Below are 25,466 nucleotides of genomic sequence, written 5' to 3'. Positions count from 1 at the left end.
CGCAACGTCTAGTCTAATGTCCACTCAGACGCAACGCACCGTCCAGTCCTACGCCGGAGGCGATCCCATGCCGCACACGACCGACCGACCCGACCGAACCGACCGACCCGACTCCCCGACGACCCGTCGTGGGCTCGCGACCGCCGCCGTGGCCTTCGCCTTCTGGATCACCATGGCGGGGACCACGGCGCCCACCCCGCTCTACCCCGTGTACGGCGAGGAGTTCGACTTCTCCCCGATCACCGTGACCGTGATCTTCGCCGTCTACGCCCTCGGGGTCGTCGTCGGACTCCTCGCCTTCGGGCGCCTGTCGGACCGGATCGGGCGACGCCCCGTACTGGTCGCGGCGACCCTGCTCTCCGTCGGCGCCGCCGGGGTGTTCCTGGCCGCCGACGACGTGGCCGTCCTGCTCGTCGCCCGCGTGCTCTCCGGCTTCTCCGCCGCCCTCGTCACCGGCGCCGCCACCGCCGCGCTCACGGAACTCGTCCCGCAGGACCGAAGGGTCCGGCCCGCGACGCTCGCGCTGTTCGCCAACATGGGCGGCCTCGCCTGCGGCACGCTGCTCGCCGGGATCCTGGCCGATGTCGCGCCCGCACCGCTGCGCACACCGTGGATCGTGATGCTCGTCCTGGCGGCGATCGGGCTCGTCGGCGTGGCCTCGTCCCCGGAGACCGCCGCTCACCGCTCCGGGTTCACCCTCCAGTTCCAGCCGTTGCGCATACCGTCGGAGATCCGCTCGGACTTCCTGCGCTCCGCGATGGCCGCCGGCGCGGGCTTCGCGGTGCTCGGCGTACTCACCGCCGTCACCGGCCTGTTCCTCGGCACGGTCCTCCACCGGAGCAGCCACACGCTCACCGGACTCGTCGTCTTCACCGCCTTCGCCTGCACCGCCCTGGGTCAGCTGCTGGTCCGCCGGATCAAGCCGGGCGCCGCGCTCCGGGTGGCCTGCCTGGGGCTGATCCTCGCCGCGGCACTGATCGCGCTGGCCATGGCGATCACCTCCCTGGCCCCGCTGCTCGTCGGGGCCGCGGTGAACGGCCTGGCCACCGGCATCGCCCTCAGCCACGGCCTCGGCAGCATCACCACCCGCGGCAACCCGCAGCACCGCGGCGCGTCGGTGTCGACGTTCTTCGCGATCCTCTACTCCATGCTCGCCGTCCCCGCGATCGGCGTCGGCGTATTGATCCGCGCCACGAGCCTGCGACCGGCCGGGGCGATCTTCAGCGCCGCGGTCGCCCTGCTCGCGCTCACGGTGCTGCTGAGCCTCGCCCGCAATCGCAGGACGTCCGCGTGATCAGCCGATCGCGACACCGATCCGGTGTGCCAGAATCGCGGCATTCGCACGAAACAAGAGGTGACCGACCATCAGCGCCGCACGGAAGACCGAAGGCCGCCGCGCCCCCTCCCCCGTCGTGAGCCGCACGGGTCCGCGGCGCAGTGAGAGCATCCGCGTCGCGGTGCTGAACGCCGCCGACGACCTGCTGGTGGAACAGGGCTTCGCCGCGACGACGATCGAGGGCATCGCCACCCGGGCGGGCGTCGCCAAGCAGACGATCTACCGCTGGTGGAAGTCGAAGGTCGAGATCCTGCTCGACGCCCTGGAGGAGGACGCCCTCGAAGGGCTGGCCTGGGCCGAGCCGGCCGGAACCCCCGCCGAGGACCTCACCGCACACCTGCATCGCGTCGCCGACTTCTTCCAGGAGCCGGCGGGCCGGGTACTCCAGGCCCTTCTCGGCAACGCGCAACTGGACAAGGACGCCGCCGCCGCCCTGCGCGAGGGATTCCTCCTCAAGCAGCGCGCACGCGACCTGGCCGGCCTGGCCGCGATCATCGAACGCCACACGGGCAGCACCCCGGACGAGGACCACCTCGGCCACCTCGCCGATCTCCTGCTGGGCCCGATCTACTACCGGGTCCTCGTCTTCGGCGCACCGCCCGCCAAGGACCTCCTCGAACCCGCGGCCCACCTCACCCTGAACCTCGCGACCCCGACCGACAACTGAGCCCGCGCGGCCGCGTGCTCGTCGCTCGATTCGTCGCCCGCCCGCCCGCCTCGCCGAGCCTCCCGAAGCGGTGTCCGAGCAGGACGGCATCACATCAGGGCGCGAAGATCATCGCGTTCCGCCCCCGATCGATCGGGGCATGGAAAAGCCCCAGGTCACGGCGAGTGAGTCCTGGGGCTGATCCGAGCCGCCTTCGGGATTCGAACCCGAGACCTACGCATTACGAGCCCCAGACGCTTCCTGTCGGATAGGTTCACAAGGTGCCATCGTGGGGCGGTTTCCACAGGTCAGCGCCATGCGATGGCACTTCCCCGGGCCAACCCGTGCCAACCGGTTCAGGGCAGTTCGGGCACGCGATGGGCACGCATTGGGCACGCGGTGGGCACTCAAAAAGAGGGCCCTGACCTGCGCAAACGGCGCGCCTTCAAACCTCACGCTACACGCTGCCCCGACAGACAGAAGGGGCCGCACGGCTCGTGCCATGCGGCCCTTTGTCATGCGGCCCGGGGGGCGTCTCCCCCGACCCTCGGGCCGCCCCCGCAGGGCTGCTCTTGTAGATGGTTCAGCACTTGTTCTAGCGCCACCGCGCCCGCCGGCGTGATGTGTTGGCCGTCGATAGCGATGTACGTCGTGCCCCTTGTCGCGGTAGCGACGGCCCACACACCAGTATCGAGCGGCGCCCGGATTACAGAGATCATTACCGCCCCCCGCCGTCGCGCCCCTTGTGGGGGCGCTCCCCTTGCGCAGTCTGTCCGTGTTGCCTGTTCTTAGTTCCAAGAGCTGTCGCCGAGGCGCGACATCGTCGACTCGGCGGGCGCAGGCTGGGACGGCGACGGCGTAACGAGGTTCCACGAGCTGTCGTCCGCCCGCACGGGGCGGGGGGCGTCAGGGTCGGCGAGCGCGAGGCCGCCCGCCAGAGCGCCGACGGCGAGCGCTGCGACGAGAGCTTGGCGGATCCTGTTCATGATCATTTAGTGGGTTCCCCTCCCAGATGTTGGATATGCCACCCAGATACACCGGCGACATAGATTCCGGTGCAGCTATGGCCTGACCGCTTCCAGGGGGATCGAACACAGTTTCCACAGGTCAGACATAGGAAGTTCCAAGATCCGAACCGCGGGGGGTCGCGTGCCGTCGTCGTCGTTGTCCAAGACCGAGCTGCATGTCTACGGCCTGATCGCCGAGGGCGAGCCGATCAAGGAACGTGACGCCGCCATCGCCGACCGCCTCGCCTCAGCGGGTCTGATCCTCCGCGATGCCTTCCAACCGAGCGGGTACGCCCCGGTAGAGCTCGACGAGATAGAAGGCCGGTTGCGCAAGTCTGTGCAGCGCGAGCTCGAAGGAGCAGCGCGGCAGCTCGCCGAGATCCCCGGCTTCGTGTCCCAACTTCGCTCGTGCCGAACGGACCGCCTCCGGGCGGCGGGTGCGTCGTCGATGTGGATCGAGGGGAAGGAAGCGGTGAACGCCGCCATCGCGTCCGCCGTCGACGGTGCCCGTCACGAGCTGATCACCGCGCAACCCGGCCCCCGCCCCCGAAAGGTCATCGACCTGTCGACGGACCGCGACCGCTCGGCGGTCGAACGGGGCTGCACCATGCGCACCCTCTACAGCACGAGCACGCGATCGAACCCTGGAGCGATCGACCGCGTGAACCTCTTGACCGCCCTCGGCGCGCAGTTCCGCACGCTCACAAAGCCGTTCATGCGCGTGGTGCTCGTCGACCGGCAGTACGCGATTATCGAGGACCACGCTGACGGCCGACCCAGCTTCGACGGGGCGTACTTGGTTCGCGACCGGGCGACGTGCGGGTTCCTCGCCGCCGCCTTTGACCTCGACTGGCAGATCGGCCTCGACTGGCACAGCGCCGAGCCCACACAGCAGCCCACGATCACCACACCCCTACAGCGCACGATCCTGCGTGCCCTGTGCGCGGGGAAGGATCAGCAGCAGATCGCGAAGACGCTGGGCTACAGCGCCAAGACGATCAACCTCTCGCTGGGCGACCTACGAACCAAGCTGGGACTTGGCACCGTGGATCAGCTCATTGCGTGGTGGATGGGCCCCGACGCAGTCGCCGAGCGGGCGAACGAGCAGCACTAAGGGCTGTCCCGGCCCTCAGGTCTCTACTGGCTTGATAATGACGCGTTCCACGTTTGCGTGATGTGGCGGATCGAACATTTCGTTGTGCGCTTTTGCAACCTGCAGGGCTTTGCCTCTGGTGGCCCAAACCATGCCCTCGATAAAGCCGTCCTTAATGCACCACACTTCCCAACCAATTCTTTCCTGGAGTGGTCGGCTATGTTCCTGTATGGAGTTCTGCGGGCTGGACGCTGTCATCATGATCACCCCTATCGGAAAAGACCGGCTCACTTTGACCGGGGCACGAGACGCCAGAACGGGATCGTCCCGCTCGGAATGCAGCCCGCTGGCGGGATAGCCGAGCCGTGCGCTGTCGCTGTCTTCAACGCTGCAGATCTGCGTTGCGGCCGACTCTCTGGGTACCCGGGAAATCGCTCGGGCGTTCCGTTCATGTTCATCATCGCTCGATGGTCAGCTCGGTGCACATCGACCATGGCGCGCCGCCAAGGGGGATGGGCGGGTGAGGTCTCACCCAGCCGTTGTCGCGCCTGGGGCGCGGACGGTCGCGGGCCGGTCCAGAAACGTACTGGCCGACGGCGCCGCCGTACTCACTACGGACAGATGGGGAGCGCGCGTTAGACATACGGTCGAATCATGGAGAGTCCGCCCATAAATCCTCACTACGTTCGCATTACTTCCCATGCAAGTGGCGGGGTCGTTGCTCTCGATGGCGTCGACATCTCGAACATTGTCGGTTATTACAGCCTGCACCAGATAAGGGCTGCCCCGTAATCCCCGGTGTATCAGCGCACGGCGTCACATGAACATCGCCGACGCGGACGATCAGGACGGGCGCGCCCGCCTCGGTGACCTGCTCGCGTTGGTCGGGGCCGGGAAGGAGAGCATCCCCGATCTCGACGAGACGAAGCGGCGGTTCGGCACCGGCCAGGCGCGCACTCAGCACATGACCGTCGCCGAGTGGCTCGACCTATGGCTCGCCGGCAAGAAGGCGCTGCGCAAGAGCGGCCACGCCCGGTACGAGCTCGACATCCGGTACCACCTGCGCCCCCGGATCGGGCACATCCGGCTCGACCGCCTCACCGTGCCGCACCTCGACGCCATGTTCGAGGGCATCGCCGAGACGAACATCGAGATCACCGAGGCGAACGCGGACCGCCGGGCGGCACTCGCCGAGCTCAAGGCGACCCCGTGGAAGGGAGGAGAGCACCGCGCCCGCCGGAAGGTGATGAGGGACACCATCGACGCGATGGCTCCGTTCCGGCGGGTCACCGGGCCCTCTACGCAGCAGCACATCAGGGCCACGCTGCGGGCGGCGCTCAACACCGCGATAGCCCGGGGCTCGATCACCTTCAACGCGGCGCAGCACGTCGAGCTCGCCCCTGCCAAGCGTCCGAAGGCGATGGTGTGGACCGACGCCCGTATCGCCGAGTGGCTGCGGACCGGCGACAAGCCGAGCTCGGTCATGGTCTGGACTCCCGAGCAGGCGGGCGCCTTCCTGGACTTCCTCGCCGACACCGATCAGCGGCTGCTACCGCTGCTCCACCTGATCACGTTCCGGGGCCTGCGGCGGGGCGAGGCGTGCGGCGTTCGGTGGTCCGACTACAACGCCGCGACGAGCGAGCTCACGGTCGCGACGCAGCTCGTGCAGGACGGTTGGGAGGTCGTCGAGTCGGCGCCGAAGACCGACAGCGGCGAGCGGATCATCTCGCTCGACGAGTACACCGCCGAGGTTCTCGAAGCGCACCGGATCAAGCAGGGGGCCGAGCGTCTCGAATGGGGCGAGGCATGGACCGACAGCGGTCGCATGTTCACGCAGGAAAACGGGGAGTGGCTGCACCCCGGCACGTTGACCGATCAGTTCGAGCGGCTGGTCGAGCTCTCGGGTCTGCCGCCGATCCGTATGCACGACCTGCGGCACGTCGCCGCCTCGCTCATGCTCGCCGCCGGCGTCGATGTCAAGATCGTGTCCGAGACGCTCGGTCACAGCGACAGCCGGATCACGCGGGACATCTATCAGTCCGTCATGCCCAAGGCGGCGCGCGACGCCGCCGAGGCCACGGCCGCCATGGTCCCGAGGGGCACTGTGCGTCGACCCGTTCAGGTCGCCGCCGAACCCGAGGCCGAGGTCGAGGCCGAACCCTCGAACGCCGAGGTCACACCGGGTGTCGGGCACGCAGATGGGCACGCAATGGGCACGCAGGGGGGTGCGAAGATCATTTTGTTCCGCCCCCGTCTGGCCCGGAAATAGCAAAACCCCCAGGTCACGGCGAGTGAGTCCTGAGGGTTCTACAGAGCCGCCTTCGGGATTCGAACCCGAGACCTACGCATTACGAGTGCGTTGCTCTGGCCAACTGAGCTAAGGCGGCACCGCTGGTCAGACAAGTGTTCCCTCGAAGAGGGGCGCTCATCAGCAGCGGCGCCAAGTCTACAGGGTGTGGACGGGTGCCCCGAACCAGGTTTCGCCGAGGGGGGAGGTAGGCCACCTATCGGGGTTGTCCCGGCAAACCGGGCACGCTTCGCCTCCCGGCCGGACGCGGGTCCCGCAGGTGCTCCCGCCGCCCGCTCGGGCGGCCGGCGGTGCTCGGCGCCCGTACGCCACGGGGCGGCGGTCTCAGCATTTCTTGCCGTCCTGCGGAGCCTTGCCCTCCAGGAGGTAGCGGTTGATCGCGGCGTCGATGCATTCGCTGCCGCGCCCGTACGCCGTGTGGCCGTCGCCGTCGTAGGTGAGGAGCGTCCCCGATTCGAGCTGGCCGGCCAGCGCCTGGGCCCACTTGTACGGGGTCGCCGGGTCGCGGGTGGTACCCACCACCACGATCGGCGCGGCGCCCTTCGCGGTCAGCTCCCTCGCCTTGCCCGTGGCCTTCACCGGCCAGTACGTGCAGTTCAACGCGGCCCAGGCCAGGCCCGCGCCGAAGACCGGGGAGGCCTTCTCGAAGGACGGCAGGGCGGTGTCCACGGCCTCCGGGCCGGTGAAGGCCGCGGGCTGGTCGAGGCAGTTGACGGCGGCGTTCGCGAACATCAGGTTGGCGTACTTGCCGTCCGCCTCGCGCTCGTAATAGCTGTCGGCCAGGCTCAGCAGCCCCGATCCGTCGCCGTTCATCGCCGAGTTGAGCGCCTCGCGCAGCTGTGGCCAGGCGCTCTCGTCGTACAGCGCCGCGATCACCCCGGTCGTCGCCAGGGCCTCCCCCAGCGGACGGTCCGGGTCGCCGGTCGCGACGGGCTGTGCGTCGAGCTTGCGGAAGAACTCCTTCAGGCGCGCCGCCACCGCGTCCGGGCCGCCCTTGCCCATCGGGCAGTCGGGCTGCTTCGCGCAGTCCTTGGCGAAGGAGGTGAAGGCCGTCTCGAAGCCCTCCGTCTGGTCCCGGTTCAGTTCGAGCGCGGGCCGGGTGGGGTCCATCGCCCCGTCCAGGACCAGCCGGCCGACCCGGTCCGGGAAGAGGTCCGCGTACGTGGCGCCCAGCAGGGTGCCGTAGGAGGCCCCGACATAGTGGAGCTTCTGGTCACCGAGCACCCCGCGCAGCAGGTCCATGTCCCGGGCGGCGTCGACGGTGGAGACGTGCGGCAGGACCCGCCCCGACTTCGCCTCGCAGGCCTGCGCGAATTCCTTGAAGGCCGCCACCAGCTCCGCCCGCTCGGCCGCGTCGTCCGGCGTCTGGTCCACCTGCGTGTACTTGTCCATCGCCGGACCGTTCAGGCACTCGACGGGGCTGCTGCGCTCCACCCCGCGCGGGTCGAAGGACACCATGTCGTACTGGGCCCGTACGGCCGCGGGATAGCCGATGCCCGCGTACGCCTGGAGGTAGCCGATGCCGGAGCCGCCGGGACCGCCCGGGTTGACCACCAGCGAGCCGAGGCGCTTGCCGGGACCGGTGGCCGTACGGCGCGACACCGCGATCTCGACGTCTTGGCCGGAGCCGGGGTTCGCGTAGTCCAGCGGCGCCTTCATCGTGGAGCACTGGAATCCGGGGACACCGCAGTCGCGCCAGGTCAGCTTCTGCGCGTAGTACGGGCGCAGCGCGGCGGCGTCGGGGGACTGCGGCGCCGAGGGCAGGGAGGCCGCAGCGGCCCCGGGCTCCCCCGATCCACCCGAGGTGCACCCGGAGAGCAGCAGCCCGGCGGCTGCGATCACGGTTCCGGTGGTACGCAGCAGGCGACTGGTGTCCATCCCCGGAGCGTACGTCCTGCCGGTGGACCTGGGCCGGCGCTCCGGGACCGGACGGCCGCACGCCTTCCGTGGCCCGCGCCGGGCGTGGCACGGACCGGGCACGGCCCGGCCTCGACGGCCGGTTCGCCCGTACGGGTGAGCCGGTCAACCGGGTGTGGACCGCCGCCCTGCGGCCCGGCCACGGCCCGGCCACGGCCCGGCCGCAGTCAGCCCGCTGTCAGCCCGCGCGCAGGGCCATCGTCATCGCCTCCACCGCGAGGAGCGGGGCGACATTGCGGTCGAGGGAGTCCCGGCAGGCGATGATCGCCTCGATCCGGCGCAGGGTCCGCTCAGGCCCCGAGGCGCGGGCGATCCGGTCCAGGTCGTGCCGTATCTCCTCGTTGGCGATGGCCACGGACGAGCCGAGCTGCAGGGCCAGGACGTCCCGGTAGAAGCCGGTGAGGTCGGTCAGCGCCACTTCGAGGGTGTCGCGCTGGGTACGGGTGCGACGGCGCTTCTGCCGGTCCTCCAGCTCCTTCATCACGCCCGCCGTGCCGCGCGGCATCCGGCTGCCGGCGCCCGCTCCGGCGCCGAGCGCCGTCCTCAGCTCCTCGGTCTCCTTGGTGTCGACCTCGTCCGCGACCTGCTTCGCGTCCTCCGCGGCGGCGTCGACCAGCTCCTGCGCCGCCTTGAGGCAGGCGCCGATGTCGTCCACCCGCAGCGGGAGCTTCAGGACCGTCGCCCTGCGCTCCCGGGCCCCCTCGTCGGTGGCCAGCCGACGGGCGCGGTCGACGTGCCCCTGGGTGACCCTGGCGGCGGCCAGGGCCACCGTCGGCTCGATGCCGTCCCGCCGCACCAGCATGTCGGCGACGGCCGCGACCGTGGGGGTACCGAGGTTGAGGTGGCGGCAGCGCGAGCGGATGGTGGGCAGCACGTCCTCCACGGAGGGCGAGCAGAGCATCCAGACCGTCCGGGGCGCGGGCTCCTCCACGGCCTTGAGGACCGCGTTGGCGGACTTCTCGTTCAGCCGCTCGGCGTCCTCGACCAGGATGATCTGCCAGCGGCCCGTCGCCGGGGACGTGTAGGACTTGCGGACGGTGTCCCGCATGTCGGCGACGAGGATCTGGCTGCCGACCGCGACCACGGTCGAGACGTCCGCGTGCGTACCGACCATCGTGGTGTGGCAGCCGTCGCAGAACCCGCAGCCGGGCTCACCGCCGAGGGCCCGGTCGGGGCTGGTGCACTGCAGCGCGGCGGCGAAGGCCCGCGGGGCAGGGGCCCGCCCGGATCCGGGCGGACCGGTGAACAGCCAGGCGTGCGTCATCTTGGAGGCCGCGGGCGGCGCGGTCCCGGCCGTCGCGGCCGTGACCAGTGCGTCGGCATCACGGGCGGCGGCGGCCAGCTGCGCCTGGATCCGCTCCTGTCCCACCAGGTCGTCCCATACGGGCATCCCGCCCACCACCTTTCGCTCTCCGTGCACCCATTGTGGCGGGCGCCACCGACAATCCTGTCCCCGCCGAGGTCAGCGGCGGCGGCGCGATCCGCGTTCGCCCTCGTCGCCGTCCTCGTCGTCCCGGTGGCGGCCCAGCAGTTCGTCCGCCAGCGTCGGCAGGTCGTCCAGCGGGGTCTCCTCGGCCCACTCCGGGCGCGGCCGGCGCGGCCGGCCCTCGTCGTCGACGACGGGAAGCTCCCGCGTCCGGTCGTTGCCGGCGTCCCGGAAGATGCCCGAGGGCACCCGGTCGGTCGGGTTCTCCTCGGGGCGCTGGGCCGTCGGCCGCGTGGCGGACCGGGGCCGCCCGGCACCGCTCCCCTGCGGGGACTGCGGCGCCTGCGGGGCAGCCGGGCGTACGGGCGGCAGCACCGTCGTCTCGTCCGTCGCGCGGACCGGCGGCAGCACCGCGGTCTCCGCGGCCGAGGCCGGGTCGACCTTCGGCACCGGGACGGTCTGGGTGACGTCGTCCGGCTGGACGACCCGCTTGACCGGCTTGGTCTCCGGAGCCGCCGGGGCGACCGGCACCACCGGGGTCTCCACCGTCACCGCGTCGTCCGGGTGCGGCTCCGGCTCCGGCTTCTTGGTCATGCCGACCTTGGGCGCAGGCGCAGCAGGCTCAGCAGGCGAGACCGCAGGCGCGACCGCAGCGGCCTCCGCCGCCGCCACGGCGGCAGCGGCCGCGGCCTTCGCCGCCGCCTCGGCCGCCACCAGCCGGCGGGCCTCCTCGGCCTTCAGCAGGGCCTCCTCGGCGCGCCGCTGCTTCTCCAGCCGCCGCTCCTCGGCCTCGGCCCGCAGCCGGGCCTCCTCCTCGGCCTGCCGACGCAGCCGCTCGGCCTCCGCCGCGCGTGCCTTCTCCTCGGCCTCCGCGCGCAGCCGCTCGGCCTCGGCCCGGGCGCGGGCCTCCTCCTCGGCGCGCAGCCGCTCCTCCTCCGCCTTGCGGGCGGCTTCCGCCTCGGCCTTGATCCGCGCCGCCTCGGCCTCGCGGGCCAGCCGCGCCTCCTCCTCGGCACGCAGCCGGGCTTCCTCCGCCTTGCGCGCCGCCTCTTCCTCGGCCTTGCGCCGGGCCTCCTCCTCGGCGAGGCGCCGCGCCTCCGCCTGGGCGGCCACCTCGGCCTCCGAGAGCGGCAGCATCCGGTCCAGGCGGTGCCGTACGACGGTGGTCACCGACCCCGGGTCCTGGCCCGCGTCGACCACGAGGTAGCGGCCGGGGTCGGACGCGGCGAGGGTCAGGAACCCGGACCGCACCCGCTGGTGGAACTCCGCCGGCTCCGACTCCAGCCGGTCCGGTGCCTCCGTGAACCGCTCGCGCGCCGCCTCCGGCGATACGTCGAGCAGCACGGTCAGGTTCGGTACGAGCCCGTCGGTGGCCCAGCGCGAGATCCTGGCGATCTCCGTCGGGGAGAGGTCGCGGCCGGCGCCCTGGTAGGCCACCGAGGAGTCGATGTAGCGGTCCGAGATGACGACCGCGCCGCGCTCCAGGGCCGGGCGCACCACCGTGTCCACGTGTTCCGCCCGGTCGGCGGCGTACAGCAGTGCCTCGGCGCGGTTCGACAGACCGGCCGAGGAGATGTCGAGCAGGATCGAGCGGAGCCGCTTGCCGACGGGGGTCGCCCCGGGCTCCCGGGTCACCACGACCTCGTGGCCCTTGCCCCGTATCCACTCGGCCAGCGCCTGGACCTGGGTGGACTTGCCGGCTCCGTCGCCGCCCTCCAGGGCGATGAAGAACCCGGTGGCGGACGCCGCCTGTACGGGCTCCCCGCCGCGCAGCGCCTCGCGCAGGTCCCGCCGCAGGGGGACGCCCCGGCGGTCGTCGGCCTTGGTGAGCACCACCACGGCGACCGGCAGCAGCAGGGCGCCGACGAGCATCAGGGTGAAGGCGGCGCCGCCGTGCGCGAAGACGACCTCGGCACCGGTCAGCCGGTGCGGGCCGATCGCCGCGGCGAGCACGGGCGCGGCCACGGCGCCGAGCGCCACGGCCACCCGTACGACCGCCTGGAGGTGCTCGGTGATCCGGGCCCGCCGGAACTCCTCGGTCTCCTGGTCCAGCAGGGTGTGGCCGGTGTTGGCCGCGACGCCGGCGGCAGTGCCGGCGAGCAGCGAGAGGAACAGCACGGTCGCCATGTCCGGGACGAGGCCGGTCAGCAGCAGCGCGAGCCCGGTGACCGCTATGGCGAGGGCCAGCAGCCGGCGGCGGGACAGGGCGGGCAGCACCTTGCCGGCCTGGGTGGCGCGGATGCCCGCGGCGGTGCCGCCGACCAGCGCGAGGACGAACAGCGCGAACGCGGCCGGGCCACCGCCCAGGTCGAAGGCGTGCAGGACGGACACGGCCACGGCGCTGGACACCGCTCCGGCGACCGCGGCGCAGCTCAGGACGAGAAGGGGGATGACGCCCGTACGACCCTTGTCGGGCCGGTCGCCCGCCTTGGGGGTGCGCAGACCCTCCAGCGGCGAACGCGGACGCGGGGTCGCCCCGCCCGGCAGCACCAACGGCAGCAGCAGCGAGACGGAGGCGGCGAAGAGGCCGGAGGCCACGTACGAGCCGAGGGCGGCCTGGTTCGCGGCGAACCAGTCGACGCCGAGGCCGAGCGCCTTGCCGACCAGGGTCGCGGCGAGCAGCGCGGCCGCGGCGATCGGGAGCGCCGCGAAGGCCGTACGCAGGGTCAGCCGGCGCAGCGCGTCCAGGTGGTCCGGGAGCGGCCGTACGGTGGCCCCCTCCGGCGGCGGCGCGGGCAGCAGGGCGGGCGCCGCGCTCTCCTTCGCCAGGGTCCACAGCCGCTCGGCGGCACCGGAGACGAAGACGGTGGCCAGCAGCGCGGTCAGCGCGTGGGCCGGGATCCAGTCGAGCCACAGCGGGGCGACGACGAAGAGCCCGAGGCGGACCCCGTCGGCCCCGATCATGGTCCAGCGGCGGTCCAGCTTGCCGCCGGCGCCCAGCAGCCCGGCCAGCGGGCCCAGCAGGACCGCGCCGAAGAGCAGGGTGGCGAGGATGCGGACCCCGAAGACGGTGGCGACGGCGAGGGCCGCGCCGCGGGATCCGCCGCCGAAGGCCCCTTCCGAGGCAGCCGCCTGGACGGCCAGCAGCACCAACACCAACAGGGCCAGGGCATCGCCGATGCCGCTCACCAACTGGGCGCTCCACAGCCGGCGCAGCCTGGGAGTGCGCAGCAGTGCGCGCACCGCACGCTCGCGGGAATCCGCGGCTAGGGCTTCGTCGTAGGTGGGGTTCGCCGGGGCGGTCACGACCGCCGGCTGCTCGGCTCGCGTCATCCGCCCAGCCTATCCGCTGCGCCATGCGGGTGCGGAAGCCTGTGGACGAGGTCGGATGTGACCCCGGACCCACCTTTTTCCGGGAGCGGCCCGGCGCGGCCCGGGCCACTGCCCCGGACCCCGCGCCTCAAACGCCGGCGATGCTGGAATCAGCCCCGCCGGCGGTGAAGCGGCTACTCGTCCCCGGCCGGAGCGGCGGCCGTCTTCTTGGCCGTCGCCTTCTTGGCCGTGGTCTTCTTCGCGGCCGTGGTGGTCTTCTTCGCGGCCGTCGTCTTCTTCGCGGCAGCGGCCTTGGTCGCCGTCGCCTTCTTCGCCGGGGCCTTCTTGGCGGGGGCCTTCTTCGCCACCTTCTTGGCCGGGCCCTTCGCCCGCTTCTCCGCGAGCAGCTCGTAGCCGCGCTCCGGCGTGATCGTCTCGACGTCGTCGTCCCGCCGCAGCGTCGCGTTCGTCTCGCCGTCCGTCACGTACGGACCGAAGCGGCCGTCCTTGACCACGACCGGCTTCTCGCTGACCGGGTCGGTGCCCAGCTCCTTCAGCGGCGGCTTGGCCGCGGCCCGCCCGCGCTGCTTGGGCTGCGCGTAGATGGCGAGGGCCTCGTCCAGCGTGATCGAGAAGAGCTGGTCCTCGGTCTCCAGCGACCGCGAGTCCGTGCCCTTCTTCAGGTACGGGCCGTAGCGGCCGTTCTGGGCCGTGATCTCCACGCCCTCCGCGTCCGCGCCGACCACGCGCGGCAGCGACATCAGCTTCAGCGCCTCGTCGAGGGTGACCGTGTCCAGGTTCATGGACTTGAAGAGCGAGGCCGTCCGCGGCTTGACCGCGTTCTTGCCCGTCTTCGGGGTGCCCTCGGGGAGGATCTCCGTCACGTAGGGGCCGTAGCGGCCGTCCTTCGCGACGATCTCGTTGCCGCTGACCGGGTCCTTGCCGAGCTCGAACTCACCGCTCGGCTTGGCGAACAGCTCCTCCGCGTACTCGACCGTCAGCTCGTCCGGAGCCATGTCGTCCGGGACGTCGGCCCGCTGGTGGCCCTCCGCGTCCTTCTCACCGCGCTCCACGTACGGCCCGTAGCGGCCGACGCGCAGCACGATGCCCTCGCCGACCGGGAAGGAGGAGATCTCCCGGGCGTCGATGGCGCCGAGGTCGGTGACGAGCTCCTTCAGACCGCCGAGGTGGTCCCCGTCGGCCGGCACGACCTCGGTCGCGTCCTCCGAGCCGAAGTAGAACCGCTTCAGCCACGGCACGGACTGGGCCTCGCCCCGTGCGATGCGGTCGAGGTCGTCCTCCATCTTCGCGGTGAAGTCGTAGTCGACGAGGCGCCCGAAGTGCGTCTCCAGGAGGTTGACCACGGCGAACGACAGGAAGGACGGCACGAGCGCCGTGCCCTTCTTGAAGACGTAGCCGCGGTCGAGGATGGTGCCGATGATCGACGCGTACGTCGACGGACGGCCGATCTCGCGCTCTTCGAGCTCCTTGACCAGCGAGGCCTCGGTGTAGCGGGCCGGCGGCTTGGTCGAGTGCCCGTCCGCCGTGATCCCCTCGGCGGCGAGCGCGTCGCCCTCCGCGACCTGCGGGAGGCGCTTCTCGCGGTCGTCGAGTTCGGCGTTCGGGTCGTCCGCGCCCTCGACGTAGGCCTTCATGAAGCCGTGGAAGGTGATCGTCTTGCCGGAGGCGGTGAACTCGGCGTCGCGCCCGTCCGCGGCCCGGCCGCCGATCTTCACGGTGACGCTGTTGCCGACCGCGTCCTTCATCTGGGAGGCGACGGTCCGCTTCCAGATCAGCTCGTACAGGCGGAACTGGTCGCCGGTCAGACCCGTCTCGGCCGGGGTGCGGAAACGATCACCCGAAGGACGGATCGCCTCGTGCGCCTCCTGCGCGTTCTTGACCTTGCCGGCGTAGACGCGCGGCTTCTCCGGCAGGTAGTCGGCCCCGTAGAGCTGGGTGACCTGCGCCCGCGCCGCCGACACCGCGGTGTCGGACAGCGTGGTGGAGTCGGTACGCATATAGGTGATGAAGCCGTTCTCGTACAGCTTCTGCGCCACCTGCATCGTCGCCTTGGCGCCGAAGCCCAGCTTGCGCGAGGCCTCCTGCTGGAGCGTCGTCGTACGGAACGGGGCGTACGGGGAGCGGCGGTACGGCTTGGACTCGACCGAGCGGACGGCGAACGAGGTGTCCGCCAGCGCGGCGGCCAGCGCCCGCGCGTTCGCCTCGTCGAGGTGCAGCACCTCGCTCTTGAGCTGCCCGTTCGAGCCGAAGTCGCGGCCCTGCGCGATGCGCTTGCCGTCCACCGTGTTCAGGCGGGCGACCAGCGTCGACGGGTCGGAGGCGTCACCGGCTCGCCCGGTGGAGAAGGTTCCGGTCAGGTCCCAGTACTCGGCGGTGCGGAAGGCGATGCGCTCGCGCTCCCGCTCGACGACGAGGCGGGTGGCCACCGACTGCACGCGGCCCGCCGACAGCTTCGGCATGACCTTCTTCCACAGGACCGGCGAGACCTCGTAGCCGTAGAGGCGGTCGAGGATGCGACGGGTCTCCTGGGCGTCGACCATGCGCTGGTTCAGCTCGCGCGGGTTGGCGACGGCGTCGCGGATCGCGTCCTTGGTGATCTCGTGGAAGACCATCCGGTGGACGGGAACCTTGGGCTTGAGGACTTCCTGCAGGTGCCACGCGATGGCTTCGCCCTCGCGGTCCTCATCGGTGGCGAGGAAGAGTTCGTCGGACTCGGCCAGCAGCTCCTTGAGCTTCCTGACCTGGGCCTTCTTGTCCGCGTTGACCACGTAGATCGGCGCGAAGTCGTGCTCGACGTCCACACCGAGGCGGCGGACCTCGCCCGTGTACTTGTCGGGAACCTCGGCCGCGCCGCTGGGGAGGTCGCGGATGTGCCCGACGCTCGCCTCGACGACGTATCCGGGGCCGAGGTAGCCCTTGATCGTCTTCGCCTTGGCTGGGGACTCGACGATGACGAGTCGGCGGCCGCCCTTTGCGGTCTCGCTAGTCGGGGACAACTTGGCTCTTCTCTCCGGTCGGCACTCGGTCGCGGTACGGCGACGCTGCGGAGTGTGACGGTACAACCCGCCCCCGTGTCAAACGGCAGAAGCCCGCAACGGCCACTCGAACGGTAACCCGACAAGTGCCGTTTCTGCCGCCCGGATGCCGCGCCGGGGCGTTCCCGATCACCGGGCAGGGTGGCCGGAGGGCCGTCTGGCCGCGCCCTCGCACCCGGTCCCGCGCCTGCTCCGACCTCGGCTTTCGGAGCCGGATCCGCGGCCGGATCCAGGTCCGCCCGAGCGCCTCGATCTCGATGTCGGAGCCGCGCGAGGCGCCACGCTCCCAGGGCCGTCGACGCCCCGCCGACGAGCCCTGCCGGCGCCACGGCCGCGACGGGGCGCGTGACCTCCGCCACCGGCACGCGGTGGCGGGGCACGCGCCCCCGTCAAGCCTGCAGAGCGGCCCCGAACAGCGGGAACACGGCCGCCGCGAAGATCGCCGGACCGTTTTCCGCGCCGCTTCCCCTTGCCCCCGGGCCACTCTCGGGATCCCCCCGGATCCCCCTGCGCAGGAGACTGACAGCCGTACGGATACAGCGGGCGAACCCCGGGTTACATCCCGGGGCCGACTACTGCGCCGGGCCCGTCACGGGGTCCAGGAAACCCTGCTCGACCAGCAGCCGGATGGCCTCCGGAGTGCGGTCCCGCAGCACGATCGGGTCCTCCTGCATCAGCTGCGCGATCGCGTCGAGGATCCGACCCGCGCTCAGTGAGCCGTCACACACTCCGGCGAAGCCGGCGCCGACCGTGTCGACCTTGGTGGCGCGCCGCATTCCGCGGTTCTGCCGGAGCACGACGTGTTCCGGATCCTCCGCGCCGGGCGCGCCGACCTGCTCCTGGACCACTTCCTCGGCCAGCGTGAAATGGGCCTCCAGCAGGGCCGCGTCGTCGTGCCGGCGCAGGTAGTCCTGGCGGGCGAAGTGCGCCAGGACGGCCTCGCCGAGGGGCTGCTCCACCGTGTGGGGCCACTCCTCGACCACGATCGAGGGCTCGGCCGCGTCCGTCCGGCGCAAGGTGATCCACCCGAAGCCGACGGACTTGGTCCCACGGGCCTCGAACTCGTCCAGCCAATCCTCGTACCGCCGCGCGTACTCGGCGGGGTCGGTCCGGTGGTCGCCCGCGTCGCGCAGCCACAGCTCCGCGTACTGCGTCACGTCCTGCACGTCACGCTGCACGATCCAGGCGTCGCAGCCGCGCGGCACCCAGGAGCGCAGCCGGTCGCGCCAGTCCTCGCCCTCCACGTGCTGCCAGTTGCCGAGGAACTGCGCGTACCCGCCCTGGTTGAGCCGCGCGCCGGCCTCCTGGACCAGGGTCCGGCACAGGTCGTCGCCGCCCATGCCGCCGTCCCGGTACGTCAGCCGGGCGCCGGGGGAGATCACGAAGGGCGGGTTGGACACGATGAGGTCGTACGTCGCGTCGCCGACGGGCTCGAAGAGCGACCCGGCGAGCAGCTCGGCCTCGGGCGCCCCGGAGAGCGCCAGCGTCAAACGGGTGAATTCCAGGGCCCTGGGGTTGACGTCGGTGGCCGTGACCCGGGTGGCGTGCCGGGACGCGTGCAGCGCCTGGATTCCGGATCCGGTGCCGACGTCGAGGGCGGAGCCGACCGGGGTGCGGACGGTGATCCCCGCCAGGGTGGTGGAGGCGCCGCCGACACCGAGGACCACGGCCTCCTCGCGGCTGCCGATCCCGCCGGCCCCGCCGACGGAGCAGCCGAGGTCGGAGACGATGAACCAGTCCTCGCCGTCCGGCCCGCCGAACGGGCGTACGTCGACGGTGGCGTGCACCTCGTCGCCCTCCAACCGCAGCCAGCCGTCGGCCAGGGCCGTCTCGACGGGGAGCGCCGAGGCGGCGTGCACGTACGGCTCCGGCTGCTGGAGCAGGAACAGCCGGACCAGGCTCGCGAGTGCCCCGTCACCGGGGCCGCGGGTGGCGCGCAGGGCCGGGACGGTCTCGCTGCGGGCGAGCGCGGCGTAGGCGGGGGCGCCGAGCAGGTCGAGCAGCCCGTCGGCGGTGAAGCCGGCGTAGAGGAAGGCTGCGCGGAGCTCGGCGGCGCGGTCGGGCGTGGGAAGGCTGGTGGTACTCACGCGTCCATTGTGTCCGCTGGGACCCGTCCTGCCGATCGCACCGGGCCCGGAGCGCCGAAAGGGCGGCCGCGGCCCCTTCCGGGACCACGGCCGCCCTGAGCGACATACCGCGCGAAACGCCGCCCGCACGGGCCGGCGGTGCTGCCGGGGTGCTACTGCGACGCCGGTGCGGCCGCGACCTGGCAGCCCTTCTGGCCGTTGATGGCCTCGCCCAGGCCGCCCGCCTTGAGCTGGGCGAGCGCGTCCTGGCCGCCCTTGGTCACGTCCTTGAGCCCGCCCGCGACCTCCTTGAGGCCGTCGGCGAACTTCGCCTTGTCCTGTGGGTCGAGGGCGTCCGTCTTCGTCTTGAGGTCGGCGTAGCCCGTGGAGGTCGTCTCGAAGCCCTTGGCCGCCGCCTCCTGGGTCGCGGCGCCGTTCTTGACCGGCGGAACGCCCGCCGACCGTAGGGCGGCCGCCATCGCCTTGTACGACTCGGTCATGGTCCCGAACGCCGCCGAGTCGGTCTTCTGGACCTCGTCGGGCTTGCTGCTCTCGGAGGCCACCCGCTTGATCTCGACGTTGGCGGCTTCGATCTTCGCGATCTGGGGCTGCCACTGGTCACAGACCTTCTTGGCCCAGGAGCCGGCCTTCTGGTCGGTCTCGTCCCCGCCGCATCCGGACAGGACGAGCATCAGTGCCGCACCGCCCGACAGCGCGGCCGCAAACTTCTTGTTCACCGGATTGGTCCCTTCGAAGGCTTCCGCCCGGAAGATACACGCCCACCCTCCGCGGACGCACAAAGGCGGACAGACGGCGCGTGAGTCCGCGCCGCCCGTCCGCCTTTCGGGCGTACCGGCCGGCCCTGCCCGGCCCGGCCCGTACCGCTGACGGAACCTGGGGTCAGGAGACCGTCGCGGGGTCGGCCGGCTGGGCCACCCGCTCGGCGGCTCCGCCTTCGGTCTCGTCGCCGACGGCGATGCCGCGGCGCTTGGAGATGTACACGGCGGCGACGATGATCCCGATCGCCAGGACCGCGACGACGGCCCGGACGGCCGGGCTGCTGTCCGCGCCGTAGCTGAACTGCACGACCGCGGGGGCGATCAGCAGCGCCACCAGGTTCATGACCTTGAGCAGCGGGTTGATCGCGGGACCCGCGGTGTCCTTGAACGGGTCACCGACCGTGTCGCCGATGACGACCGCCGCGTGGGCCTCACTGCCCTTGCCGCCGTGGTGGCCGTCCTCGACGAGCTTCTTCGCGTTGTCCCACGCGCCGCCGGAGTTGGCGAGGAAGACCGCCATCAGGGTGCCCGTGCCGATGGCGCCGGCCAGGAAGGAGCCGAGGGCGCCCACACCGAGGGAGAAGCCCACGGCGATGGGGGTGAGCACCGCGAGCAGGCCGGGCGTGGCGAGCTCGCGCAGCGCGTCCTTGGTGCAGATGTCGACGACGCGCCCGTACTCGGGCTTCTCGCTGTAGTCCATGATCCCGGGGTGCTCGCGGAACTGGCGGCGCACCTCGTAGACGACGGCGCCCGCAGAGCGGGAGACGGCGTTGATGGCGAGGCCGGAGAACAGGAACACGACGGCCGCGCCCAGGATCAGCCCGACGAGGTTGTTGGGCTGTGCGATGTCCAGGCTGAGGTTCAGCTCCCCGGCCTTGGCGCCGACCTCCTTGACCGCGACGGCGATCGCGTCGTTGTACGAACCGAAGAGCGCCGCCGCGGCGAGCACGGCCGTGGCGATGGCGATGCCCTTGGTGATGGCCTTCGTGGTGTTGCCCACGGCGTCCAGGTCGGTCAGGACCTGCGCACCGGCGCCCTCGACGTCGCCGGACATCTCGGCGATGCCCTGGGCGTTGTCGGAGACGGGCCCGAAGGTGTCCATGGCGACGATGACGCCGACGGTGGTGAGCAGGCCGGTGCCGGCCAGGGCCACCGCGAAGAGCGCGAGCAGGATCGACGTTCCGCCGAGCAGGAACGCGCCGTAGACGCCGAGACCGATGAGCAGGGCCGTGTAGACGGCGGACTCCAGACCGACCGAGATGCCGGCGAGGACGACGGTGGCCGCTCCCGTCAGGGAGGACTTGCCGATGTCCCGGACGGGGCGCCGGTTGGTCTCGGTGAAGTAGCCGGTCAGCTGCTGGATCAGGGCCGCGAGCACGATGCCGATGGCGACGGCGACGACGGCCAGGATCCGCGGGTCACCGGTGTGGTTGGTGATCGCCGGGTTCTCGACGCCGACGAGCTCCTTGTAGGTGGCCGGCAGGTAGGCGTAGACGGCGATCGCGACCAGCACCAGGGAGATCACGGCGGAGATGAAGAACCCGCGGTTGATGGCGGTCATGCCGCTGCGGTCGCTGCGGCGCGGGGAGACCGCGAAGATGCCGATCATCGCGGTGATGACGCCGATCGCGGGCACGATCAGCGGGAAGGCGAGGCCCAGGTCGCCGAAGGCGGCCTTGCCGAGGATGAGCGCGGCCACCAGGGTGACGGCGTAGGACTCGAAGAGGTCGGCCGCCATTCCGGCGCAGTCTCCGACGTTGTCGCCCACGTTGTCGGCGATGGTCGCGGCATTGCGCGGGTCGTCCTCCGGAATGCCCTGCTCGACCTTGCCGACCAGGTCGGCGCCGACGTCGGCGGCCTTGGTGAAGATTCCGCCGCCCACGCGCATGAACATCGCGATCAGGGCGGCGCCGAGACCGAAGCCCTCCAGGACCTTGGGGGCGTCGGCGGCGTAGACCAGGACGACACAGGAGGCGCCGAAGAGGCCGAGGCCGACGGTGAACATGCCGACGACGCCGCCCGTCCGGAAGGCGATCTTCATCGCCTTGTGGGAGACCTCGGTCAGGTCCTTGGCGGGCTCCCCCTCGGCCGGGGTGGCCTCGCGTGCCGCGGCGGCGACACGGACATTGGCGCGGACCGCCAGGCGCATGCCGATGTAGCCGGTGGCGGCCGAGAAGACGGCGCCCACGAGGAAGAAGGCGGAACGCCCGCTCCGCTGCGTCCAGTCGTCGGCGGGGAGCAGGAAGAGCAGGAAGAAGACCACGACGGCGAAGATGCCGAGAGTGCGCAACTGCCGGCCGAGATAGGCGTTGGCGCCTTCCTGGACCGCTGCGGCGATCTCCTTCATGCTGTCGGTTCCCTCGTCGGCGGCGAGTACCTGGCGGACCAGGATCTGCGCGACGACGAGTGCGGCGAGTGCCACGGCCGCAATGACGATCACGATGAGCCGATTGTCATCGGTGAGTACTGCGGCTGCCAGATCTGTGGTGCGATCCGGCGCAATGGGGGTGAAGAGCCCCGTCATTCGTCCTCCTTGACGTGATGAGCTCAAGATGTGGACGGATTGTAGGGAGCGCGCCCGGATCAAAACAGTGCGCAGGAAACGCAATTGGCGCGCTCTCGCTCCTCAGCAATAGATCGCGTCACTCCATTACCCTCGAAAGTGGTAATGGGGCAAAGGCATTGACGCCCCGTCATTGATCTAGGGAAATGAAAAAGGCCCTGCTCAGCAGGGCCTTGATAAAGATCTGAAGATACGAAGGTTTAAGCGCGGGGCGGATCACGGTGGATCGCCGTGGATCTCAAGAGAGCTCGGAGACTCCGGCCACGGGCCAGCTCATCCGGATGGTCCCGCCCGATTCCCCACTGCTCACCTCGACGTCGTCGACGAGTCCGCTGATCACCGCGAGACCCATCTCGTCCTCGGTCTCGCCCTCGGACTCAAGGACGGCGGTCATGCCGGGAACCGCATCGGCCCCGCCGCCGGCCGGCGCGGGGACCTCGTCACCGACCTCGATGGAGAACACCTTGTCCTCCTCGGTCAGCACCACCCGGACGGGCGCGGTCAGCCCGTTGCTCCGGTGGAGTCCCACGGCACGCGAACAGGCCTCGCCCACGGCGAGGCGGACCTCGTCGAGGACGGCTTCCTCCACACCGACCCGGCGCGCCACGGCGGCCGCGACCAGGCGGGCCGTGCGGACGTGTTCGGGCTGGGCGCTGAAGCGCAGTTCAACGGTGGCCATGCGCATCCCCCTCGGACTACGGGCGTGCCTTGACAGGGGCCCGGGCCAACCATGGCCCGGTACCCCCGCTCTCCTTGTCGGCTCCCTGCCGCCCGGAGGCTGCAGGGGGCCGCGCGGAGCCGTCAGTCGGTCGCGTTGACGGCGTCTTCCACAGTGGTGTGGATCGGAAACACCTTGGTCAGACCGGTGATGCGGAAGATCTTCAGGATGCGCTCCTGGTTGCACACCAGACGGAGCGAGCCCTCGTGCGCACGGACGCGCTTGAGGCCTCCCACGAGCACACCAAGGCCGGTGGAGTCGAGGAAGTCCACCCGCTCCATGTCGACAACCAGGTGGTAGCTGCCGTCGTTCACCAACTCGACCAACTGCTCGCGCAGCTTGGGCGCGGTATACACATCAATCTCGCCACCGACCTCCACGACCGTACGGTCGCCGACAGTGCGAGTCGACAGGGACAGGTCCACGGATCCTCCAGCACCTTGCTATCGAGCGACGCCCCCTCACCCGAAGGTAGGCGAGGGATTGGCTGCCGCGATGGCATTCAATCACTTACCGGCAGGCGCGCACGACGCCTTCGGACCATTGTCCCGCACGCCGGTGACACACTCGGTTCCGATGGCCAACACATCTGGTCCCGGACGGCCCACGGCACCCGCGGACCCACGACCCACCCCCGACACGGTCCTGGACCGCCTGTCACGGGGGCCTTCCCGTGCTGCGCGCATCACCCATACGGAGCACTTGCCCCCTCGGGCGGGTCGTCATGCAGTCTGGCCCGACCGCATCCGAACGGACGTCGTAGCCGCGATCGGATCGGCCGGAATCGACCATCCGTGGGAACACCAGGCCGCCGCGGCCGAGCTCGCCCTCGACGGAACGTCCGTGGTCGTGGCCACCGGAACCGCCTCGGGCAAGTCCCTCGCCTACCTCGCACCCGTGCTCTCCGCCCTCGCGGACGGTGCCGAGGCTCCGAACGGCAGGGGCGCGACCGCCCTGTACCTGGCACCCACCAAGGCCCTGGCGGCCGACCAGCGGCGCGCCGTACGGGAACTGGCCGCCCCGCTGGGCAACGCCGTGCGCCCCGCGGTCTACGACGGGGACACGCCCGTCGAGGAACGCGAGTGGGTGCGCCAGTACGCGAACTACGTCCTGACCAACCCCGACATGCTGCACCGCGGGATCCTGCCGGCCCACCCGCGCTGGTCCTCCTTCCTGCGGGCCCTGCGCTACGTCGTGATCGACGAGTGCCACACCTACCGCGGGGTCTTCGGCTCCCACGTGGCACAGGTGCTGCGCCGGCTACGGCGGCTGTGCGCCCGCTACGGCGCACACCCCGTCTTCCTGCTGGCCTCCGCCACCGCGAGCGACCCGGCGGCGGCCGCGTCCCGACTGACCGGCGTACGGGTGATCGAGATCACCGACGACGCCTCACCGCGGGGTGAGGTGGTCTTCGCCCTCTGGGAGCCGCCGCTGCTCACCGAGCTGCGTGGCGAGAAGGGCGCGCCCGTACGCCGTACGGCCACCGCCGAGACCGCCGACCTGCTGACCGACCTGGTGATCCAGGGGGTCCGTACGGTCGCCTTCGTCCGCTCCCGGCGCAGCGCCGAGCTGATCTCCGTGATCACCCAGGAACGGCTCGCGGCGATCGACCGTTCGCTGCCCCGCCGGGTCGCCGCCTACCGGGGCGGCTACCTCCCCGAGGAGCGCCGGGCCCTGGAGCGGGCCCTGCACTCCGGCGAGCTGCTCGGACTGGCCGCCACGACGGCCCTGGAGCTGGGCGTGGACGTCTCCGGCCTGGACGCCGTCCTGATCACCGGCTACCCCGGCACGCGGGCCTCCCTGTGGCAGCAGGCGGGTCGCGCGGGCCGCTCCGGCCAGGGCGCCCTGGCCGTGCTGATCGCCCGGGACGACCCGCTGGACACCTACCTCGTCCATCACCCGGAGGCGCTGTTCCGGCAGCCGGTGGAGGCCACCGTCCTGGACCCCGACAACCCCTACGTCCTCGCCCCCCACCTGTGCGCGGCGGCGGCGGAGCTACCACTGACCGAGGCGGACCTGGAACTCTTCGGCCCGGCGACCGAGGACCTCCTTACCCAGCTCGAGGCGGCGAAGCTGCTGCGCCGCCGGGCGACCGCCTGGCACTGGACCCGCCGGGAACGGGCCTCGGACCTGACCGACATCCGGGGCGGCGGCGGCCGCCCGGTGCAGATCGTCGAGGCCTCGACGGGCCGGCTGCTCGGCACGGTCGACGAGTCGGCGGCCCACACCGCCGTCCACGAGGGCGCCGTCCACCTCCACCAGGGCCGCACGTACCTCGTGAAGCACCTGGACCTGGAGGATTCCGTGGCCCTCGTGGAGCAGGCGGACCCGCCCTTCTCCACCACGGCCCGTGACACCACCTCCATCTCCATCCTGGAGACCGAGACCGAGATCCCGTGGGGCTCGGCCCGGCTCTGCTTCGGCTCCGTCGAGGTCACCAACCAGGTCGTCTCCTATCTGCGCCGCAAGCTGATCACCGGCGAGGTGCTCGGCGAGGCCAAGCTCGACCTGCCGCCCCGCACCTTGCGCACCCGGGCCGTGTGGTGGACGGTGACCGAGGACCAGCTCGACGAGGCCCGGATCAACCCGGAGATCCTCGGCGGGACCCTGCACGCCGCCGAGCACGCCTCCATCGGCATGCTCCCGCTGTTCGCCACCTGCGACCGCTGGGACATCGGCGGCGTCTCCGTGCCGCTGCATCCCGACACCCTGCTCCCCACGGTCTTCGTCTACGACGGCCACCCCGGCGGCGCCGGCTTCGCGGAGCGGGCCTTCGACACCGCCCGCGCCTGGCTGACGGCGACCCGCGACGCGATCGCGGCCTGCGAGTGCGAGGCCGGCTGCCCTTCCTGCATCCAGTCCCCCAAGTGCGGCAACGGCAACGAGCCCCTGCACAAGCGCGGCGCCATCCGGCTCCTCACCCGCCTCCTCTCCGAATCCCCGGCCGCCGAGCCCTCCGAGGCCTGACGGGACCTGACAGGGCCTGGACGGGACCTGACAGGGCCTTGACGGGACCTGACAGGGCCTGACAAGGCCTGGCGGGCCCGCCGTGGCGCCCTGGGCTCGCCAGGCCCCCCGGGCCCGCCGTGGCCCCTGCCCCGGGCCCTCAGTCGGGCGGCGCCGCAGGCGGCTCCGCGGGCGGGCCTGCCCGGGCCCGGACCGTCGGGGTGAACGGGCCGGCCGCGACCTCGGCGGTGATCTCGGCGACCTCGCCCCGGAGCAGGCACCCGCCGGTGGCCCTCCGCACGGTCGCTATCTCGCCACCCTCACCGGCCCGGACCGAACCGGCGCCCCCGGAC

15 protein-coding genes, 1 tRNA gene and 1 pseudogene are annotated in these 25,466 nt (G+C 71.5%); 5 read left to right on the top strand and 12 right to left on the bottom strand.

Annotated features, from left to right (window positions below):
- The first annotated feature begins 16 nt into the window (after positions 1–16).
- Both AB8A24_RS32205 and AB8A24_RS32200 read left to right on the top strand, forming a co-directional pair.
- Positions 17–1,294 (top strand): MFS transporter, encoded by a 1,278-nt coding sequence (locus AB8A24_RS32205; RefSeq protein WP_369478281.1) that lies wholly within the window; start codon positions 17–19, stop codon positions 1,292–1,294.
- Positions 1,295–1,412: 118 nt separating this feature from the next.
- Positions 1,413–2,003: a TetR/AcrR family transcriptional regulator gene (locus tag AB8A24_RS32200; RefSeq protein ID WP_328962285.1), complete on the top strand. Its 591-nt coding sequence runs from the start codon at positions 1,413–1,415 to the stop codon at positions 2,001–2,003.
- A 767-nt stretch (positions 2,004–2,770) separates the two neighbouring features.
- On the opposite strand, the gene AB8A24_RS32195 is transcribed toward AB8A24_RS32200, so the two are convergent.
- Positions 2,771–2,974: a hypothetical protein gene (locus AB8A24_RS32195; RefSeq protein WP_328962286.1), complete on the bottom strand. Its 204-nt coding sequence runs from the start codon at positions 2,972–2,974 to the stop codon at positions 2,771–2,773.
- A 172-nt stretch (positions 2,975–3,146) separates the two neighbouring features.
- On the opposite strand from AB8A24_RS32195, the gene AB8A24_RS32190 reads away from it, so the two are divergent.
- Together AB8A24_RS32190 and AB8A24_RS32185 are read left to right on the top strand one after the other, a co-directional pair.
- Positions 3,147–4,103, top strand: coding sequence for a LuxR C-terminal-related transcriptional regulator (locus AB8A24_RS32190; RefSeq protein WP_328962287.1), 957 nt, complete (start codon positions 3,147–3,149; stop codon positions 4,101–4,103).
- Between the two features lie 799 nt (positions 4,104–4,902).
- A complete protein-coding gene (locus AB8A24_RS32185; RefSeq protein ID WP_328962288.1) occupies positions 4,903–6,351 on the top strand; it encodes a site-specific integrase in 1,449 nt (482 codons plus the stop codon).
- 44 nt (positions 6,352–6,395) lie between these two features.
- Here AB8A24_RS32185 and AB8A24_RS32180 read toward each other — a convergent pair.
- From AB8A24_RS32180 to bldG, 10 genes are all read right to left on the bottom strand, one after another.
- A tRNA-Thr gene (locus tag AB8A24_RS32180) sits at positions 6,396–6,469 on the bottom strand.
- Between the two features lie 245 nt (positions 6,470–6,714).
- Positions 6,715–8,268: an alpha/beta hydrolase gene (locus AB8A24_RS32175; RefSeq protein ID WP_328962289.1), complete on the bottom strand. Its 1,554-nt coding sequence runs from the start codon at positions 8,266–8,268 to the stop codon at positions 6,715–6,717.
- Between the two features lie 217 nt (positions 8,269–8,485).
- Positions 8,486–9,697, bottom strand: a complete 1,212-nt coding sequence (locus tag AB8A24_RS32170; protein WP_369478280.1) for a DNA polymerase III subunit delta' — start codon at positions 9,695–9,697, stop codon at positions 8,486–8,488.
- 72 nt (positions 9,698–9,769) lie between these two features.
- Positions 9,770–13,006: a dTMP kinase gene (gene tmk, locus AB8A24_RS32165; protein ID WP_369478279.1), complete on the bottom strand. Its 3,237-nt coding sequence runs from the start codon at positions 13,004–13,006 to the stop codon at positions 9,770–9,772.
- 173 nt (positions 13,007–13,179) lie between these two features.
- The gene (topA, locus tag AB8A24_RS32160; RefSeq protein ID WP_369478278.1) at positions 13,180–16,002 is read right to left on the bottom strand and encodes a type I DNA topoisomerase; all 2,823 of its coding nucleotides are present in this window, start codon (positions 16,000–16,002) and stop codon (positions 13,180–13,182) included.
- Positions 16,003–16,613: 611 nt separating this feature from the next.
- On the bottom strand, positions 16,614–18,128 hold the full coding sequence (locus AB8A24_RS32155) for a methyltransferase (RefSeq protein ID WP_369478277.1): 1,515 nt from the start codon (positions 18,126–18,128) through the stop codon (positions 16,614–16,616).
- A gap of 152 nt (positions 18,129–18,280) precedes the next feature.
- The gene (locus AB8A24_RS32150) at positions 18,281–18,844 is read right to left on the bottom strand and encodes a small secreted protein (protein ID WP_328962294.1); all 564 of its coding nucleotides are present in this window, start codon (positions 18,842–18,844) and stop codon (positions 18,281–18,283) included.
- A 163-nt stretch (positions 18,845–19,007) separates the two neighbouring features.
- Complete coding sequence (locus AB8A24_RS32145; protein ID WP_328962295.1) at positions 19,008–21,410, bottom strand: sodium-translocating pyrophosphatase; 2,403 nt, start codon at positions 21,408–21,410, stop codon at positions 19,008–19,010.
- 277 nt (positions 21,411–21,687) lie between these two features.
- Complete coding sequence (locus AB8A24_RS32140) at positions 21,688–22,128, bottom strand: ATP-binding protein (RefSeq protein WP_369478276.1); 441 nt, start codon at positions 22,126–22,128, stop codon at positions 21,688–21,690.
- 122 nt (positions 22,129–22,250) lie between these two features.
- On the bottom strand, positions 22,251–22,592 hold the full coding sequence (bldG, locus tag AB8A24_RS32135; RefSeq protein ID WP_008743037.1) for an anti-sigma factor antagonist BldG: 342 nt from the start codon (positions 22,590–22,592) through the stop codon (positions 22,251–22,253).
- Positions 22,593–22,662: 70 nt separating this feature from the next.
- Here bldG and AB8A24_RS32130 point away from each other — a divergent pair, with 70 nt between their 5' ends.
- Complete coding sequence (locus tag AB8A24_RS32130) at positions 22,663–25,134, top strand: DEAD/DEAH box helicase (RefSeq protein WP_369478275.1); 2,472 nt, start codon at positions 22,663–22,665, stop codon at positions 25,132–25,134.
- Positions 25,135–25,273: 139 nt separating this feature from the next.
- Here the strand turns inward: AB8A24_RS32130 and AB8A24_RS32125 are convergent.
- Positions 25,274–25,466, bottom strand: a pseudogene (locus AB8A24_RS32125) (helicase); the annotation flags it as partial.

Origin of the sequence: Streptomyces sp. BF23-19, assembly GCF_041106355.1 — a bacterium.
GTDB classification, from domain to species: Bacteria; Actinomycetota; Actinomycetes; order Streptomycetales; family Streptomycetaceae; genus Streptomyces; species Streptomyces virginiae_A.
This window is presented reverse-complemented; position numbering and strand designations above follow the sequence as displayed.

What these genes read in the sequence shown, in the direction of transcription:
- AB8A24_RS32205 (WP_369478281.1), top strand. Translation starts at nt 17, where the DNA reads ATGTCCACTCAGACGCAACGCACCGTCCAGTCCTACGCCGGAGGCGAT.
- AB8A24_RS32195 (WP_328962286.1), bottom strand. Translation starts at nt 2,974, where the DNA reads ATGATCATGAACAGGATCCGCCAAGCTCTCGTCGCAGCGCTCGCCGTC.
- AB8A24_RS32185 (WP_328962288.1), top strand. Translation starts at nt 4,903, where the DNA reads ATGAACATCGCCGACGCGGACGATCAGGACGGGCGCGCCCGCCTCGGT.
- AB8A24_RS32175 (WP_328962289.1), bottom strand. Translation starts at nt 8,268, where the DNA reads ATGGACACCAGTCGCCTGCTGCGTACCACCGGAACCGTGATCGCAGCC.
- AB8A24_RS32170 (WP_369478280.1), bottom strand. Translation starts at nt 9,697, where the DNA reads ATGCCCGTATGGGACGACCTGGTGGGACAGGAGCGGATCCAGGCGCAG.
- tmk (WP_369478279.1), bottom strand. Translation starts at nt 13,006, where the DNA reads ATGACGCGAGCCGAGCAGCCGGCGGTCGTGACCGCCCCGGCGAACCCC.
- AB8A24_RS32145 (WP_328962295.1), bottom strand. Translation starts at nt 21,410, where the DNA reads ATGACGGGGCTCTTCACCCCCATTGCGCCGGATCGCACCACAGATCTG.
- AB8A24_RS32140 (WP_369478276.1), bottom strand. Translation starts at nt 22,128, where the DNA reads ATGGCCACCGTTGAACTGCGCTTCAGCGCCCAGCCCGAACACGTCCGC.
- AB8A24_RS32130 (WP_369478275.1), top strand. Translation starts at nt 22,663, where the DNA reads ATGGCATTCAATCACTTACCGGCAGGCGCGCACGACGCCTTCGGACCA.